General features: G+C 71.2%; 16 protein-coding genes, 1 tRNA gene and 1 riboswitch. Of the genes, 6 read left to right on the top strand and 11 right to left on the bottom strand.

Features of this window, described 5'->3' with window-relative positions; genetic code table 11:
- The 5 genes from L0B03_RS05195 to L0B03_RS05175 all read right to left on the bottom strand — a co-directional run.
- A partial coding sequence (locus L0B03_RS05195) for a hypothetical protein (protein ID WP_374204880.1) occupies positions 1-247 on the bottom strand: 247 nt, incomplete at its 3' end.
- Between the two features lie 261 nt (positions 248-508).
- Positions 509-1,327: an ABC transporter permease gene (locus tag L0B03_RS05190; protein WP_250444567.1), complete on the bottom strand. Its 819-nt coding sequence runs from the start codon at positions 1,325-1,327 to the stop codon at positions 509-511.
- The gene (locus L0B03_RS05185) at positions 1,324-2,316 is read right to left on the bottom strand and encodes an ABC transporter ATP-binding protein (RefSeq protein ID WP_250444566.1); all 993 of its coding nucleotides are present in this window, start codon (positions 2,314-2,316) and stop codon (positions 1,324-1,326) included. Before L0B03_RS05185 ends, L0B03_RS05190 begins: the two co-directional genes overlap by 4 nt.
- Entirely contained in the window at positions 2,313-3,383 is a 1,071-nt protein-coding gene (locus tag L0B03_RS05180; RefSeq protein WP_250444565.1) for a HAMP domain-containing sensor histidine kinase, read from the bottom strand. Before L0B03_RS05180 ends, L0B03_RS05185 begins: the two co-directional genes overlap by 4 nt.
- A 1-nt stretch (position 3,384) precedes the next feature.
- On the bottom strand, positions 3,385-4,101 hold the full coding sequence (locus L0B03_RS05175; RefSeq protein WP_250444564.1) for a response regulator transcription factor: 717 nt from the start codon (positions 4,099-4,101) through the stop codon (positions 3,385-3,387).
- A gap of 241 nt (positions 4,102-4,342) precedes the next feature.
- Here L0B03_RS05175 and L0B03_RS19535 point away from each other — a divergent pair, with 241 nt between their 5' ends.
- Positions 4,343-5,125 (top strand): M15 family metallopeptidase, encoded by a 783-nt coding sequence (locus L0B03_RS19535; protein WP_250444563.1) that lies wholly within the window; start codon positions 4,343-4,345, stop codon positions 5,123-5,125.
- A gap of 93 nt (positions 5,126-5,218) precedes the next feature.
- Here L0B03_RS19535 and L0B03_RS05165 read toward each other — a convergent pair whose 3' ends face one another.
- From L0B03_RS05165 to adhE, 3 genes are all read right to left on the bottom strand, one after another.
- Positions 5,219-6,175 (bottom strand): aldose 1-epimerase family protein, encoded by a 957-nt coding sequence (locus L0B03_RS05165; protein ID WP_250444562.1) that lies wholly within the window; start codon positions 6,173-6,175, stop codon positions 5,219-5,221.
- Positions 6,176-6,184: 9 nt separating this feature from the next.
- Positions 6,185-6,694, bottom strand: coding sequence for a hypothetical protein (locus L0B03_RS05160; protein ID WP_250444561.1), 510 nt, complete (start codon positions 6,692-6,694; stop codon positions 6,185-6,187).
- Positions 6,695-6,817: 123 nt separating this feature from the next.
- Complete coding sequence (adhE, locus tag L0B03_RS05155) at positions 6,818-9,595, bottom strand: bifunctional acetaldehyde-CoA/alcohol dehydrogenase (RefSeq protein WP_250444560.1); 2,778 nt, start codon at positions 9,593-9,595, stop codon at positions 6,818-6,820.
- A gap of 251 nt (positions 9,596-9,846) precedes the next feature.
- Between adhE and L0B03_RS05150 the strand changes: the two genes are divergently transcribed.
- Positions 9,847-10,317 carry an Hsp20/alpha crystallin family protein gene (locus L0B03_RS05150; RefSeq protein ID WP_250444559.1) on the top strand — a complete coding sequence of 157 codons (471 nt, stop codon included), beginning with the start codon at positions 9,847-9,849 and terminating at the stop codon, positions 10,315-10,317.
- On the opposite strand, the gene L0B03_RS05145 is transcribed toward L0B03_RS05150, so the two are convergent.
- Both L0B03_RS05145 and L0B03_RS05140 read right to left on the bottom strand, forming a co-directional pair.
- Positions 10,292-11,491 (bottom strand): MalY/PatB family protein, encoded by a 1,200-nt coding sequence (locus L0B03_RS05145; RefSeq protein WP_250444558.1) that lies wholly within the window; start codon positions 11,489-11,491, stop codon positions 10,292-10,294. The genes L0B03_RS05150 and L0B03_RS05145 overlap by 26 nt on opposite strands.
- Before the next feature lie 37 nt (positions 11,492-11,528).
- A complete protein-coding gene (locus L0B03_RS05140) occupies positions 11,529-11,975 on the bottom strand; it encodes an SRPBCC family protein (protein WP_250444557.1) in 447 nt (148 codons plus the stop codon).
- A 215-nt stretch (positions 11,976-12,190) separates the two neighbouring features.
- Positions 12,191-12,267: riboswitch (cyclic di-GMP riboswitch) on the top strand.
- A gap of 15 nt (positions 12,268-12,282) precedes the next feature.
- Here L0B03_RS05140 and L0B03_RS05135 point away from each other — a divergent pair.
- The 3 genes from L0B03_RS05135 to L0B03_RS05125 all read left to right on the top strand — a co-directional run bounded on the left by L0B03_RS05135 (position 12,283) and on the right by L0B03_RS05125 (position 15,274).
- The gene (locus L0B03_RS05135; protein WP_250444556.1) at positions 12,283-12,513 is read left to right on the top strand and encodes a BldC family transcriptional regulator; all 231 of its coding nucleotides are present in this window, start codon (positions 12,283-12,285) and stop codon (positions 12,511-12,513) included.
- Between the two features lie 187 nt (positions 12,514-12,700).
- Positions 12,701-14,407 carry a BCCT family transporter gene (locus tag L0B03_RS05130; RefSeq protein ID WP_250444555.1) on the top strand — a complete coding sequence of 569 codons (1,707 nt, stop codon included), beginning with the start codon at positions 12,701-12,703 and terminating at the stop codon, positions 14,405-14,407.
- Positions 14,408-14,461: 54 nt separating this feature from the next.
- On the top strand, positions 14,462-15,274 hold the full coding sequence (locus L0B03_RS05125) for an endo alpha-1,4 polygalactosaminidase (RefSeq protein WP_250444554.1): 813 nt from the start codon (positions 14,462-14,464) through the stop codon (positions 15,272-15,274).
- A 28-nt stretch (positions 15,275-15,302) separates the two neighbouring features.
- Here L0B03_RS05125 and L0B03_RS05120 read toward each other — a convergent pair.
- Positions 15,303-15,402: transfer RNA gene (locus L0B03_RS05120), tRNA-Arg, on the bottom strand.
- Between the two features lie 82 nt (positions 15,403-15,484).
- Here L0B03_RS05120 and L0B03_RS05115 point away from each other — a divergent pair.
- Positions 15,485-15,816: hypothetical protein (locus tag L0B03_RS05115; protein ID WP_250444553.1), on the top strand; the 332-nt coding region annotated here is incomplete at its 3' end.

Below are 15,816 nucleotides of genomic sequence, written 5' to 3'. Positions count from 1 at the left end.
AGGCGGCGGCCGGGCGCTCGTCGCCGTCGGCGGCCGCCGGCTCGGGGCGAGGCTGGGGGGAGCCGTTCGCCGCGCTGCCCTCGCCCGGTCGGTAGTCCTCGAAGAACTCCCACCACGCGGGGTCGACCGCGTGCTTGTCGGCCAGGTACTGCTCGTACAGCTCGTCCACCATCCACTGGTTCGCACCGAACTGCGTAGCAGCGTCTGGATCGGCCTTCTGGGACACTCCGGGTTCGCCCACTTCCACCACGGGACCTTCGGCCGTTGCGTCGTCGCACGGCCCTGCTCTTGGCACCAACCCTAGGCCACGTCTGCTCTTGTGACGCGCCCGGCGCGGCCCCTCCGGAGCGTGTCCGAGGCCCCCGCGAGGCCTTCGTCACCCCGTGGTCGCGCCCGGGCAATGCCGATGCAAACAGCGGGGCCTTGATGCGCCAAGGCCCGCCGAACGGGGGTGTGCGGGCGCAGATCGAAGGCCGTCGGTGTGACCAGACTCACGTCCGCCACGTGGTCAGGTGATGTCCCGGCGCAGGGTCGTGAGCCGTCCGACCGCGGCGAGGACGAGGGCGTAGCCGATCAGGACGACGAGCCCCTGCCAGCGGGGGAGCAGCTCGTTGATCCCGGAGGCGCTGTAGAAGCTCGCCCCCGCGATGGCCTCACCGGCGGCGCCCGGCAGCCACTTCGGGACCTCCTGGAGGGACTCCACGAGGCCGAGGGCCACACGTAGCACGGGCTCGACGAGCTGGGTGAAGGCCAGGACGACGACGACCGCGACCACCTGGTTCTTCAGGGCGGCACCGAAGCCGACCCCGACCACGGCCCAGACGGTCATCGCGAGGACGGCGAGGGCGGCCGTCCTGAGCACCTCGGGGTCGGTCAGCATCGGGTCCTCACCCAGGGCGGCGAGGACCGCCGCCCCGGTGCCGATCGTGGTGAGCGTGCCCACCACCCCGTAGAGGAGGCCGATCGGCAGCCCGGCGAGAAGCTTGGCCCCGAGCACCACGGTGCGTCGCGGCTCGGCCAGGAGCGTCGGGGTCACGGTCATGTGACGGAACTCCCCGGAGACGGAGAGCGCGCCCATGATGACCGGGAACACGTACCCCAGGGTGGGGGCGAGGGTGTAGACGGTGAGCGCGAGGTCGAGCGGGGCCAAGGCCATCCCCTCCTCGCCCCCCGGGCCCGCCGCCCCGGCCCCGGGGGCCTCGAAGGCGAACGAGAAGGCCATCACGCCGGCGAGGAAGGCCATGTAGACGACCATCGTGAGCAGGAGGACCCACCACATCCGGGTGGTCATCGTCTTGCGCAGCTCGGAACGCAGGGCGGCGATCATGCGACTGCCCCCATCGTGCTGGCCGACTGGCCCTCGGCAGGTGCCTGACCGGTGAGGCGGAGGAAGACGTCCTCGAGGTCGACCGTGCGCGTCGCGAGCTCGTGGAGCTCGACCCGAGCGGCGAAGGCTGCGGCTCCGACGGTCGCGGCGTCCACGTCCCGGACGAGCACCGCGCCGGTGCCCGCTCCTGCGCCTGGGTGGTCGACCGTCTCCCACCGCCCTGGCCATCTGTCCTCGGCCAGGGTCCGCAGGCCCATGCCGTCGGGCGAGAGGACCGTGACGGCCCGCTCCGTCAAGGCGTCGAGCTCGGCCAAGGAGGACGAGTGCACGAGGCGTCCGCGAGCGATGATGACCACGTCGTCGACCGTCTGCTGGACCTCGGAGAGCACGTGGCTCGAGACCAGGACCGTGCGGCCCTCCCGCGCGAGGTGACGCAGGAAGGACCGCAGCCACGCGATGCCCTCGGGGTCCAGTCCGTTGGCGGGCTCGTCGAGGACGAGCACCCGAGGGTCGCCCAGCAGGGTGGTGGCCAGGCCGAGGCGTTGCCGCATGCCCAAGGAGAAGCCACCGACACGGCGGCGGGCGGCCTCGGTCAACCCGGTCATCGCCAGGACCTCGTCGCAGCGGGAGTCGGGGACCCCCACCTGCGGGGCGTACACGCGCAGGTGGTCCCGGGCGGTCCGCCCGGGGTGGAAGCTCGCCGCCTCGAGGGCGGCACCGACCACCCGCAGCGGGCGGGCGATCTCGCGGTAGGGGCGCCCGTCGATCGTCGCGGACCCGCTCGTCGGGGTGACGAGCCCGAGCAGCATCCGCAGCGTCGTCGTCTTGCCGGCACCGTTGGGCCCGAGGAACCCGGTCACCCGACCGGGGCCCACCGCGAAGGAGAGGTCCTCGACGGCGTGCACCGCACCGAAGCTCTTCGACAGATGGTCGACGACGACCATCCCGGAATGGTCGTCGGTGGCTGCGTGGCCCGCACTCCTGATCATGCTTCTACCGTAGCGGCGCGGCGACGCTGCGCGGGTAGGGAGACCCGCATGACGCAGCCTGTCGTCGAGTCGGCGACCTGGATCTGCCCGCCGTGCAGCTCGACGGCCCACCGCACGATCGCCAGGCCCAGGCCCGTGCCCCCGGTGCTCGTCTGACCGGTCTGCGCGGGGGCGTTGCCCCGGTGGAACCTCTCGAAGACCTGCTGGCGGTGGGCCGGGGCGATGCCGGGCCCCTGGTCGACGACGTCGATCACCACGAACCCGCCACCGCGTCGTGCGGCCAGGCGCACCTCACCGCCGACGGGGGAGTGTCGCACCGCGTTGTGCAGCAGGTTCGCGACCACCTGGTGCAGCCGCTCGGCGTCGGCCGGCACGGTCAGGCCGGAGGGCTCGACGGCGACGGTGAACACGACCTCCTTCTCGGCGGCCACGGGGCGCACGTCAGAAGCTGCGTCCTCGAGGAAGGTGGCGAGCGGCACCTCGGTCACCTCCAGGCCCACCGCCCCTGCCTCGATCCGGGACAGGTCCAGCAGGTAGGTCACGAGCCTGCCCAGCCGCTCCGTCTGCGCAAGGGCCGCCTCGAGGGCCGGGGTGTCGGGCTCGCTCACGCCGTCGACCATGTTCTCGAGCTGGGCGCGCAGCGCCGCCACCGGGGTGCGCAGCTCGTGCGAGACGTTGGCGACCATCTCCCGACGCAAGGTGTCGACCTGCTCGAGGTCCTGGGCCATCGTGTTGAAGGCCTCGGCGAGCTGGCCGACCTCGTCCCGGCTCGTGGCCCGCACACGCTGGGAGTAGTCCCCCTCGGCCATGGCCCGGGCCGCAGCCCTCATCTCGCGCAGCGGGGCGGTCATCCCGTGCGCGAGCACCTGGACCATGACCACCGAGACGGCGATCGCGATCGGCAGGGTCCTGGTCGGACCGAAGTGGTTGTACAGCCCGATCCACGTGATGAACGCGGCGAGTGTGACGGTGACGGTCACCAGGACGCCGAGCTTGATCTTGATCGAGGAGAGCCGGTCGAGGGGGCGCAGATCCGGCAGGCGACCTGCGTGGCGTGGCGTGCTCACCTCAGCCCTCGGTCGGCTCGAAGGCGTAGCCCACCCCGTGCACCGTGCGGATCAGGTCGGCGCCGAGCTTGCGACGCAGCGCCTTGACGTGCGAGTCCACGGTCCTGGTGCCGCTCGCGTCGACCCAGTCCCAGACCTCCGCCAGCAGCCGCTCGCGGGTGAGCACGGTGCGCGGCGAGGTCGCGAGGGTCACGAGGAGGTCGAACTCGGTCGGGGTGAGATGGATCTCGGCACCGTTGCGCGAGACGCGACGCTGGGCCCGGTCCACGTGGACGTCACCGATCTGGAGCGGGGGGTCGCCCTCGCTCACGTCGGTGGCCCGGGAGGAGCGCTCGACCCGTCGCAGCAGGGCCTTGGTCCGTGCGACCAGCTCGCGCATCGAGAACGGCTTGGTCATGTAGTCGTCGGCTCCGACCCCGAGGCCCACGAGCATGTCCGTCTCGTCGTCGCGGGCGGTCAGCATGATCACCGGGACGGGGCGGTCGAGCTGGATCCGTCGGCACACCTCGAGCCCGTCGATACCAGGGAGCATGACGTCGAGGATGACGACGTCGGGTCGCGCGCGGGCCGCGGCCTCGACGCCGGCCGGTCCGTCCGAGGCGATCTCGACCTGCCAGCCCTCGGCCGCCATGCGGTGCGCGATCGCGGTGGCGATCGCGGGCTCGTCCTCGACCACGAGCACGGTGGTCTCTGCTGCGGGGCCTGCTGCGGCTGCCATGCACCCAGACTGGCACAGCCCCGACCGCCTCTGGGACGTCCGTCGCTTGGTTCCTGGCCCACGAGCCGTTACTGTTTCGTGATCACCCAACGGGAGATTCGGTCCGCCTGCGTGCCGAGTCGTCTCCGGGGTGCGCTCCCGTCCCGGGGGTCAACCTGTTCAACGAGCACTGGTCAGCCGCGCCGCGGCCGACGTCGGAGGTCCTGTGGAGTCTGAGCGGTCGCGACCACCGCAGACCTCGGTGACCTCTCGACGCGAGCTCCGCCCGACCCCAGGTCGTGGTGAGGCCCGGTCCCGGAAGTCGGGTCTCCGCGCGAGCCGCTGGGTCCCGCGCACCGCCGTCCTCACGGCCCTCGCGACCGCAACCATCGGGCTCCCGGTCGCTGATGCCCTCAGCCCTGAGGACCAGGCTCCTAACCCCGTCGCGCAGGTGGTTGACGACGGGTACCCCTCGGCTCACGAGGTCCTCTCCTCGATCACCCTGCAGACCACGCCGACCTCGCTGCTGGCCGCCGTGCCCGGGGTCAGCCAGGTCTCGGGGAACGCGAGCCGCTCGCTCGAGCGCGACCCGCTCCCGGGCTGCGACGGCGAACCTCGAACGGGCGGCGCCAACGGCCAGATCCCCCCCTCGGATCTCTGTGCGCTGTGGGACGGCAACCACATGCTGCGCGGGGATGCCGCCGTCGCGATCGCCGAGCTCAACCAGAACTTCCGCGCCGTCTACTCGCGGGACCTCTGCCTGACCGACTCCTACCGCACCCTCGCCTCGCAGCGTCGGCTCAGCTACCAGAAGCCCGGGCTGGCGGCCACGCCTGGCCGGAGCAACCACGGCTGGGGACTCGCGGTCGACCTCTGCTCGAGCGAGACCGGCAGCAGCACCGTGATGCAGTGGCTCCTGGAGAACGGCCCGACCTACGGCTGGGACAACCCGGACTGGGCCCGCAGCGGCGGGTCCGGCCCCTACGAGCCTTGGCACTGGGAGTACGTCCCCGGCACGGACAGCATGGGCAGCACCAACGGCTGACCTGCCGCCCCGGGTCGATCGGTCGGCTGCGCCGACGGCTGCTCTGTCGGCTGCGCCGAGCGGTGACGCCCCCCCTGGCCCGGGGCCTCTCTCTCAGAGCAGGGTCGCGCCCCAGGTCACCTCGTGGCTCGCACCGGGCTCGAGGCGCACCAGACGGTCGCCGGTGCGGAACGCGTCGGCGACGCAGCTCATCGGCTCGGCGGCCAGCCCGGTCCGACGGACCTCCACGGCGCTCAGGTGGTCGCCCGAGCACACCTGCCAGGTGTCCATGGACTCGTCCATCCAGATCGCGGCCGTCCGCTCGTCCGAGCCCGTGAGCCGTACCCAGGACAGCCCGTCCTCGTCGCGCAGGACATCCACGTAGGCGTCGTCCAGGTCGAGGCCCACCATGCTGCGCGTCTCGCGCAAGTCGTAGGCGCCTGCGACCGGCTCGGTGCCCGTGGGCAGCAGGCGGTCGTCGACCGTGACCCGGGTCCGGGCGTCGAGGCTCATGGTGCACTCGTCGAGGGAGCCGGGCCCGGGGGACAGCCACGGGTGGAAACCCACTCCGTAGGGTGCCGCGGCGGTCCCGAGGTTGGTTGCGACGGTCTGCACGTGCAGGCCGGTGGCCGTGAGCCGGTACGTCACGCGCAGCAGCAGGTCGAAGGGGTATCCCCCGCTGGGGGCGAGGCGCAGCTCGAGCGTGACCGCCTGACCGGCCCGGTGGGCGGCATCGACCTCGGGCAGCACCGTCCAGCGCTGCCACATCGCGAGCCCGTGCAGGGCCGTGCTGCGCTCGGGCTCGCTGAGGTCGAGCTGCCGCTCGACCCCGTCCCAGGTGTAGCGGCCGTCGCGGATGCGGTTGGGCCAGGGCGCGAGCACCGCTCCGTGCCCGGCGGGTGCGGTCTGGTCCTCGTCGAACGGGGTGAACACGTCGCGCCCGTCGACGGCGTAGCGCCGCACCTTGGCGCCGACGTCGGTGACGACGGCCTCCTGGTCGTCCAGGGTGATCCGGAACTGGTGCCCCGAGAGGGGGGCCGGGGTGGTCGAGGAGGGCTGCGCGGTGCTCACCCGAGAACGCTATCCGACCTCGCCCGCCGCGTCCTCGAGACGGGCCGAGAGGTCGTCGACCTGCTCGCTCAGGGCCTCGAGCGCCCGTGCCAGGACGCCGTCCGCCCCGGCGGCCGCCTCGTCGATCGAGGCTGCGGCCTGGTCGAGGGAGGTTCGTGCCTTCGCGAGAGCCTCGACCTCGGCAGCGGGGTCCGCGTCCGTGGCGACCCGGTCCAGGGCTGCACGCGCCTCCTCGACCGCCGTGCTCGTCCGGTCGGCGGCCTCCCGGGCCCGCTCGCGCGTCTCGTCGTCGATCCCGGCTCCGTCGATCCCGGACTCGACGTCCTCGAGGGCGCCGCGGGCGTCCCCGATGCCCTGCTCGACCTGCTCACTGAGGCGTGAGAGGTCAGGGCGCTCGCCCTCGAGCACGCCGCAGCCCGTCAGGAGCAGGAGTGCCAGGGCTCCTGCCGGTGCGGTGCGCCCCGCGACGTGAAGGCGGGGCGCACAGTGCGCAGGACGGGTGGCGGACCGAGTCGTCACGGGAGGCTCCTCGTCGTGGGGGAGGTCCATTGTGACGCGCGACGGCCCGGCCTGACGAGCAGGCCGGGCCGGTGCGTCTGGAGGTGTGCCCGCTCGCGCGACCGAACGGGCACACCCGGTGCGTCAGGAGTTGGAGACAGCCTCCTGGGCGGACTGCCCCTCCGCCCCTGCCGCCGTGCGCCGGGAGCGCACGTCCTGGAGCGACGTCCCGTAGTACGCCGCAGTCATGAGGTCCTTCATGTCGTCCAGCATGGGCATCCGGGGGTTGGCCGGGGCGCACTGGTCCTCGTACGACCGCATCGCGAGGTCGTCGAGCTTGCCGATGAAGCGGTGCTCCTCGACGCCCTGGGCGGCGAACGAGGCGGGGATGCCGACCTTGTCGCGCAGCTCCTCGATCGCCAGGGCATAGGACTCGACGCCCTCGGCCGGGGTCGAGGCGGGAAGGCCCAGGGTCTTGGCGATCTCCTGGAACCGCTCGGGGGCCACGTAGTGCTCGTACTTGGGCCAGCTGGTCAGCTTGGTCGGGACCGTGCCGTTGTAACGGATGACGTGCGGCAGCAGGGTCGCGTTAGTCCGCCCGTGCACCAGGTGGAAGGTCGAGCCGATCGTGTGGGCCATCGCGTGGACGATCCCCAGGAACGCGTTGCCGAAGGCCATCCCTGCGATCGTGCCGGCGTTGTGCATCTTCTCGCGGGCGTGCACGGCCGCCTCGCCGCCGGTCACCGACTCCTCGAGGTTCTCGAAGATGAGTCGGATGGCGTGCAGGGCCATGCCGTCGGTGAAGTCGTTCGCGTAGACCGAGACGTAGGCCTCGGTCGCGTGGGTCAGGGCGTCGAAGCCCGAGTCCGCAGCGAGGGAGGCGGGCATCTTGCCGGTCAGCGCCGGGTCGATGATCGCGACGGTCGGGGTGAGCGCGTAGTCCGCGAGCGGGTACTTGATACCCGTCTTCTCGTCGGTGATGACGGCGAAGGGGGTGACCTCCGCGCCGGTGCCCGAGGTGGTCGGGATGCACACGAGCTTGGCCTTGGCACCGAGGGTCGGGAACTTGAAGGCGCGCTTGCGCACGTCGAAGAACTTCTCGCGCATGTCGGCGAAGACGATCTCCGGGTGCTCGTAGCGCAGCCACATGACCTTGGCCGCGTCCATCGGCGAGCCACCGCCCAGGGCGATGATCGTGTCCGGGTTGAACTCGCGCATCTGCTCGGCGCCGCGGTCGACCGAGGCGATGGTCGGCTCAGGCTCGATGTTGTCGATGATCTGCAGGGCGATCGTCTCGGGGCGTCGGCCCAGCACGTCGAGGACCTTGTCGACGAACCCCAGCTTGGTCATGGTGGCGTCGGTCACGACGGTCACCCGGTGGATGTCGGGCATGTCCGCGAGGTAGCGAATCGCGTTCGGCTCGAAGTACGTCTTGCCGGGGACCTTGAACCACTGGAGGTTGTTGTTGCGTCGGCCGATCCGCTTGATGTTCACGAGGTTGACCGCCGAGACGTTGTTGGAGACCGAGTTCGCGCCGTAGCTGCCGCACCCGAGGGTGAGGGAGGGGACGAAGGCGTTGTAGATGTCGCCGATGCCGCCGTGCGAGCTGGGGGAGTTCCAGATGACCCGGACGGCCTTGACCCGGCTGCCGAACTCCTCGACGAGCGCGGTGTCCTCGGAGTGGATGGCCGCGCTGTGGCCCAGGCCGTCGAACTCGACCATCTGCTCGGCGAGCTGCATGCCGTGCTCGCGGGACTCGGCGCGCAGGACGGCCAGCACCGGGGCGAGCTTCTCGCGGGTGAGCGGCTCGGCCGGACCCACGTGGCTGACCTCGGCCAGCAGGATCGAGGTGTCCTCGGGGACGGAGAACCCGGCCTGCTCGGCGATCCAGACCGGGCTCTGCCCGACCACGGAGGCGTTGAGCTTGGCTCCGGCGCAGTTGGCCGACTCGGCCTCGACCCCGAAGATGAAGCGCTCGAGCATCGTCTTCTGCTCGGGGGTGCACCGGTAGGCGTGCAGCACGTCGAACTCGGCGAGCGCTGCGTCGTAGATCTCGGCGTCGAGGATGACCGCCTGCTCGGAGGCGCAGACCATGCCGTTGTCGAAGCACTTGGACATGACCACGTCGTTGACCGCTCGCTTGAGCTTGGCCGACTTCTCGATGTAGGCGGGCACGTTGCCTGCTCCGACCCCGAGGGCGGGCTTGCCGCAGGAGTAGGCCGCCTTGACCATGGCGTTGCCGCCGGTCGCGAGGATCAGCGCCACACCCGGGTGGTTCATGAGCTCGTTGGTCGCCTGGATCGACGGCTGCTCGACCCACTGCACGCAGTGCTCGGGGGCGCCCGCCGCGACGGCGGCGTCCCGGACGATGCGTGCGGCCGCGACGGAGCACTCCTGAGCCGCGGGGTGGAAGGCGAAGATGATCGGGTTGCGCGTCTTGAGGGCGATGAGCGCCTTGAAGATGGCGGTCGAGGTCGGGTTGGTCACCGGCGTGACCCCGCAGACGACGCCGACCGGCTCAGCGATCTCGACGATGCCGTTGAGGTCGTCCCGACCGACGATGCCGACGGTCTTGAGGTTGGCCATCGAGTTGGTCACGTGCTCGCAGGCGAAGATGTTCTTGACGGCCTTGTCCTCGAAGACCCCGCGTCGGGTCTCGGCGACGGCGAGCTTGGCCAGTTGGCCGTGCTGGTTGAGGGCGGCGACCGAGGCCTTCTTGACGATGTGGTCGATGTCGGCCTGCGTGAAGGAGGCGTAGGCCGCGAGGGCCTTGCTGGCGCCGGCGACGAGATCGTCGATGGGCGAGGGCCCGGCCGGCGTTGCGGGCTCAGCCGCAGGCGCGTCGACCGTGGGCGCAGCGGCCTCGGTGGTGGCCTCGGCGGCCTCGGTGGACGTGGTGGCTCGTGCTCGTCGTGCACTCACGGGAAGCTCCCGGTCATCTCGCAGTGTCTGGTGGAGGATCCCCTTTGACCCACTGATGACGCTAGGCGTCTGGGGAGCCCGGCGCGTGTGTCAAAGGTCCTGCGGGACCTTCGTCCAGGGCTGGCACTCGGAGGTTGAGAGTGCTAAAACACCAGGTGTAGCCCCTCGTACGGAGGCCTGAGAGGTCGGTCTCCGTCGGGTCAGCACCGCGCCCCGGAGGGTCCGGGGCGCCACGTGAGGAGGTGTTCCGCGTGGCTACTCGACATGACCCCTTCGTCGACACCGCACGGTGGATGGACCAGCTGCTCGGCGGCGCCCGCGAGGTCCCGGCCGCGGCCCCGTCCATGCCGATGGACCTGTACCGCGCCGGCGACCACTACGTGCTGCACGTCGACCTGCCGGGGGCCGACCCCGGCAGCGTCGACGTCAACGTCGAGGACAGCACCCTCACGGTCCGCGCCCAGCGCACGGCCCGGACCGAGACGGACGTCCAGTGGCTGGCCCGTGAGCGGGCGTCGGGCACATACGTGCGCCAGCTGACGGTCGGTCGCGGCCTCGCCCTCGACAGGGGCGACGCGAGCTACGCCGACGGCGTGCTGACGCTGACCATCCCGGTCGCCGAGGAGGCCCGCCCGCGCCGCATCGAGATCCGGCACGCCGCGCCCGGGGCCGGCTCCATCGGGGCCTCGGAGCAGGTCAACGAGGAGGAGCCGGCGAGCTGAGCTCGTCCAGGTGGCGGCCCAGCCTCGTGGCGGCTGCCACGACCATAGGGCGGGGCATCGCGAGGTTCAGCCGGACGAAGCCCCGCCCGACGGTTCCGCAGTCCGCGCCGTCGGTGACCGCGACCCCGGTGGTGCGCAGCACCCGCCGGGCGAGCCCGGGGGTCGTGGCCGACGCGCCCAGGGCCTCGCGGAGGTCGAGCCAGGCCAGGTAGGTCCCCTCGGGCGGACGGTAGGCGATCGTCGGCGCCTCCCGGTGGAGGGTCTCGTGCAGGACCGTCCGATGGTCGTCGAGGCGGAGCAGCAGCTCGCCGAGCCACGTCCCCCCGTCGCGGTAGGCCGCGATGTTGGCCACGACGCCGAGGGTCGACGCCCCGTGGGTCGAGAGCTTGTCGTGGGTCGCCCAGACCCGAGCGTCGGCGTCGTTGCTCAGGATCACCTGAGCGCACTTGAGCCCGGGCACGTTCCACGCCTTGGAGGCCGAGGTCGCGGTGACCGTGTGCTCCGCTGCGGCTGCGCTCGTCGAGGCGTAGGGGACGTGCCGGTGCCCTGGGTGCACGATCGGGGCGTGGATCTCGTCGGCGAAGACGCGGCCTCCGTGGCGTTCGACGACCGTCGCGATCCCGCGCATCTCCTCGACCGTCAGCACGCGACCGCTGGGGTTGTGCGGGTTGACCAGGATGAGGAGTCCACCACCTCGCCGGAAGGCGTCGTCCAGGGCCTCGAGGTCGAGGGTGGGCCGTCCTTGCGAGCTGGTCATCGGCACCTGCACGACCTCACGCCCCCATGCCGCGGGGGCGGTGACGAAAGGCATGTACGCGGGGGTCGGCAGGATGACCGCGCTGCCGACGGGGGAGTGGTGCTCGACCGCGACCCGCAGGGCCTCGAGCACGTCGGCGACAGGGTGGACGCGCTCCGGCGACACCTGCCACCCGTAGCTCGCGTGCTGCCACGCTGCGCAGGCCTCACCGAGCTCGCCACGCAGCGCTGGGGGGAGGTAGCCCAGCTGCTCGGCCCGAACCGCCTCGTGCAGTGCGGCCGTCACGGCGGGTGCGGTCCCGAGGTCGGACTCGGCTACCCACGCGGCGATCTCGGCCGGTAGGGCGGTCCACTTGAGGCTGCCCCGGCGCCGCAGCTCGGCGGCGCCGGGGTCCTGCACGGCGTCACGGGGGTTCATCACCACGACCTGGCGCCGCCGGGGAGCTCCGGGGACGTCAGACGTCGCCCCGCCACGCACCGGTCTCCGAACCACGTGACTCGATGAACTCCTTGAACTTCTTCAGGTCCTTCTTGACCTGGTGGTCGTCCAGCGAGACGGCGGCTCCCAGCTTCTCGGCCAAGGACTCGGTCTCCCAGTCGATCTGCACCATGACTCTGGTGGTCGTGTCGCTGATCCGGTGGAAGGTGACCACGCCGGCGTGGGTCTTGCCGTCGGTGCTTGTCCATGCCACGCGCTCGTCGGGGTGCTGCTCGGTGATCTTGGCGTCGAACTCGCGCTCGACGCCACCGATCGAGGTCTTCCAGTGCGTGTGGGTCTCGTCCTGCTGGGTGACGCTGTCCACCCCACCCATGAAGTGCGGGAAGGACTCGAACTGGGTCCACTGGTTGTACGCCGTCCGGACGGGGACGTCGACATCGATCGACTGCTCGACGTTAGGCATCGCGACCTCCTGAGAGTTGGTTGCGGCCACGGTAGGTCGGTGCGTCGGGATCCGCGCGGCGAGAGCGCCTGACTGCCCGCAGGCCACCGGATGGTCTGCCGGCCACCGGTGCTCAGCCCCCAGATGGGTGCCCGGGTAGATCGAACGGGTGAATTTCGGGCGTAGGAGGGCGCAGGCTTTGCGGGGATGTCCGGATTGTGGCAACCTGTCCATGTCAGCGAAAAGGGCAAACCCACCGCGAGGTGGGGACGCAAAGCCACCGGGACCCCAGGGGTCGGCCGGGCTCACCGAACGACAGGAGCAGACCATGTCGCCTCAGATCTCCACCCACTCCACCACGCAGGATGCCCCCGGCGCTCTCCTCACGCCGTCGGAGGTGGCCAGCATGTTCCGCGTCGACCCGAAGACCGTCACCCGGTGGGCCAAGGCCGGCAAGCTCTCGGCCATCCGGACCCTCGGTGGCCACCGCCGCTACAGCGAGGCCGAGGTCCGTGGCCTCCTCGCCGGTGTTCCGCAGCCTCGTCCCACCGAGGACTGAGCCCTCAGCCTGACCAGAACCCCGTCGACCCCCGGTCGGCGGGGTTCTGTGCTGCTCCGGTTGCGGCCTGGTGAGGTCCGAGGATGATCTTTCCCGGCAGATCTCGCCGGCCCGTCAGCGTGGCGCGCGCCTGAGCCCGGCGAGGGCAGATCGACGGGCGGGCCCGCGGGCGCGTCGAGGAGGCATCATGCGCTCAGCCGCCCACCGGTTGCACGACTCCCTGGGGCTGCGGACGGGGACGACCATCTTCATGGCCTCGGCCGGCGTCATCGCCCTCTTCGTCATCACGACCATCCTCTTCACGACCCAGGTGGACGCCTTCTTCGCCGGGGTCACGGGCTGGCTCCTGGAGAACCTGGGCTGGTTCTACGTCCTGGGTGTGACGGTCTTCCTCGTCTTCCTCGTCTACATGGCCGCGAGCCGGTTCGGGCGGGTCCGTCTCGGCCCTGACGACGAGGGGCCGGAGCACTCGGGGCTCAGCTGGTTCGGCATGCTCTTCGCCGCAGGGATCGGGACGATCCTGATGTTCTGGGGCGTCGCCGAGCCGATCAACCACCTCGCCAACCCACCCATGCAGGACGTCGAGGCGGGGTCGGCCGCGGCGTTCGAGCAGGCCATGGCGTTCACCCTGTACCACTTCGGCCTGCACACGTGGACGATCTTCACGCTCCCGGCGCTGTGCTTCGCCTACTTCATGTACAAGAGGAACCTCCCGCCGCGGGTCAGCTCGATCTTCCACCCGCTGCTCGGCGACCGGATCCACGGGCCGCTCGGCGCGGTGATCGACGTCACGGCGATCGTCGGGACGATGTTCGGGGTCGCGGTCTCGGTCGGCCTCGGCACCCTGCAGATCAACAGCGGGCTGGCCTCCCTCTTCGGGATCGAGGAGAGCCGCCTGGTCCAGATCCTCATCATCGCGGCCGTGACCGCGATCGCCGTGACCTCCGTCGCGGTCGGCCTCGACCGGGGGATCAAGCGGCTCTCGAACTTCAACATCATCGTCGCCGTGGGCCTGCTGTGCTTCGTGGTGGTGACGGGCCCGACGCTGTTCCTCCTCCAGGGGACGATCGAGTCGGTCGGCACGTACCTCGCGTGGCTCCCCGAGCTCGCCTTCTGGAACGACACGATCAACGGCAGCGGCTGGCAGAACAGCTGGACGGTCTTCTACTGGGCGTGGACGATCTCCTGGTCGCCCTTCGTCGGAATCTTCATCGCGCGCATCTCCCGGGGCCGGTCGATCCGGCAGTTCGTCATCGGCGTCCTCGCTGTCCCGGTGACCTTCAGCGTGATCTGGTTCGGCGTGTTCGGGTGGGGGTCGTACGACATCGAGCGGCAGGATCCCGGCGCCTTGACCGGCCCCGTGGTGGAGGACGGCGACATCCCGGGCGCCCTGTTCGTCTTCCTCGAGAACTACCCCCTCGCGACGGTGATGTCCGTCATCGCGATCATGCTCGTCGTCGTGTTCTTCACCACGTCGGTGGACTCGGCGGCCCTGGTCATGGACACGATCGCCAACGGGCACGAGGACCCGGCCCCGACCCGTCAGCGCGTCTTCTGGGCCCTGTGCGTCGCGCTCGTCGCGGGCACCCTGCTCGGCGCCACGGGGGCGGGCGGACTCGAGGCCCTCCAGCAGGTCATCATCGTCGTCGGCCTGCCCTTCTTCGTCATGGGCTACGTCATGATCTACAGCCTCCTGCGGGCCCTCAAGGAGGACGCCGGGGAGCGCCAGCCCCTGCGCACCAAGCGGTGGCGCAAGGTGCTGCCCCCGGAGGAGGCGGCCCGGCGTGAGGAGGAGAATCGCCAGACCGAGCGTGCGCTGAGGAGCGGACCGCTGCTGCGCAAGACCGGCAGCGCGCCGCGGGACGCCCCGACCGGCAGCGAGAACGAGGGCTGACCGCCGGTCGGCGCGCCCTCTCTCTTGCCAGCCGCGGGGCCGTACCGTGGCGGGGTGCGCCCACCTCGTCCCCTCGTGGCCGGTGCAGGCCTCCTCGTGCTCCTCGCCGTGGTGGCGGGGTGCGCGAGCGGTCCTCAGCACCGGGTCACCGTCGTGCTACCCCCGGCCGAGCGCCCCTTCGACTACCAGCTCGGTGGCGCGTACCCGCCGCCGCCCGAGGTGCGGATGGTCGTCCGCGACAGCACGGCGTCTGCCCCACCCGGGTACTACGCGGTGTGCTACGTCAACGGCTTCCAGACCCAGCCCGACGCGCAGTGGCCAGAGCGACTCGTCCTGCAGGACGCCAGGGGCCGGGCCGTGGTCGATCCTGACTGGCCCGACGAGCAGATCCTCGACCTGTCGACGGCCGACCGCCGCGAGGAGGTCGCGGCTCGCGTCGGACGCTCGGTCGATGCCTGCGCAGACGCCGGGTACGACGCGGTCGAGCTCGACAACCTGGACTCCTACACCCGCGCGCACGGGGCCTTCGGGCTCGAGGAGTCCGTGGCGCTCGCGACCGTGCTCACCGAGCACGCCCACGCACGGGGGCTCGCCGTCGGCCAGAAGAACACCCCCGAGCTGGGGCTCCGCGGACGGGAGGAGATCGGGTTCGACTTCGCGGTGACCGAGCAGTGCGACCGCTACGAGGAGTGCGACGTCTACGCGGCGACCTTCGGCTCGCAGGTGTACGACATCGAGTACGAGCACGACCTGCGTGGGAAGGTGGACGAGGTGTGCGCCAGGGCCGAGGGTGGGCCCAGCACGATCGTGCGCGACCTCGAGCTCGTGACCGCCGGGAGCGCGGGGTACGCCTACCGCGCCTGCTGAACGGCCCCCACCGAGGTGGGCCTGCCGGTGCCCGCGGCAGGAATCGAACCTGCGGCCTTCTGCTCCGGAGGCAGACGGTGGGTGTGTTGCAGGGGGTGGGTGCTCGGGACCATAACGCTGACCTCGGCGTCGAGGCGGATAGGGCTCTCGACGCTACGCCCCGGGACCGGTTCGAGGCCAGGGCAGGGGACGCTGAGTAGCCTGATCGGCATGCGCCGGGCGCGGTCGCGGTCCCTCACGGACCTCGACGAGGTCGAGGTCCTCATCGACGAGGACCCGGCCACGGACGAGGTGCACGACGTGCTGCACCAGCTCGCCCTCGAAGCGATGACGCTGCGGGCGCGCTCACCGGGCGACCCGCACCTCGAACCCGAAGAGCCGCCTCCTGAGGCGCCCGAGGCCACCGGTGCGTTCGCGACCGCGCGCCGGTGGGCCGGTCGTCCAGCGGGACGACGCGTCACCGTCGTCGTCGCGCTGCTCCTCGCGCTCGCCGTCGGTCAGCAGGTGGTCGAGGAGCGTGCCGCCGCGCAGCGCGCCGCGAC

This window comes from Actinotalea sp. C106, from assembly GCF_023630195.1.
In the GTDB taxonomy this organism is placed as follows: domain Bacteria; phylum Actinomycetota; class Actinomycetes; order Actinomycetales; family Cellulomonadaceae; genus Actinotalea.
This window is presented reverse-complemented; position numbering and strand designations above follow the sequence as displayed.

Excerpts from the sequence above, each read along its gene's own strand:
- L0B03_RS05190 (WP_250444567.1), bottom strand. The coding sequence starts at position 1,327 with ATGATCGCCGCCCTGCGTTCCGAGCTGCGCAAGACGATGACCACCCGG.
- L0B03_RS05185 (WP_250444566.1), bottom strand. The coding sequence starts at position 2,316 with ATGATCAGGAGTGCGGGCCACGCAGCCACCGACGACCATTCCGGGATG.
- L0B03_RS05175 (WP_250444564.1), bottom strand. The coding sequence starts at position 4,101 with ATGGCAGCCGCAGCAGGCCCCGCAGCAGAGACCACCGTGCTCGTGGTC.
- L0B03_RS05145 (WP_250444558.1), bottom strand. The coding sequence starts at position 11,491 with ATGAACCCCCGTGACGCCGTGCAGGACCCCGGCGCCGCCGAGCTGCGG.
- L0B03_RS05140 (WP_250444557.1), bottom strand. The coding sequence starts at position 11,975 with ATGCCTAACGTCGAGCAGTCGATCGATGTCGACGTCCCCGTCCGGACG.
- L0B03_RS05135 (WP_250444556.1), top strand. The coding sequence starts at position 12,283 with ATGTCGCCTCAGATCTCCACCCACTCCACCACGCAGGATGCCCCCGGC.
- L0B03_RS05130 (WP_250444555.1), top strand. The coding sequence starts at position 12,701 with ATGCGCTCAGCCGCCCACCGGTTGCACGACTCCCTGGGGCTGCGGACG.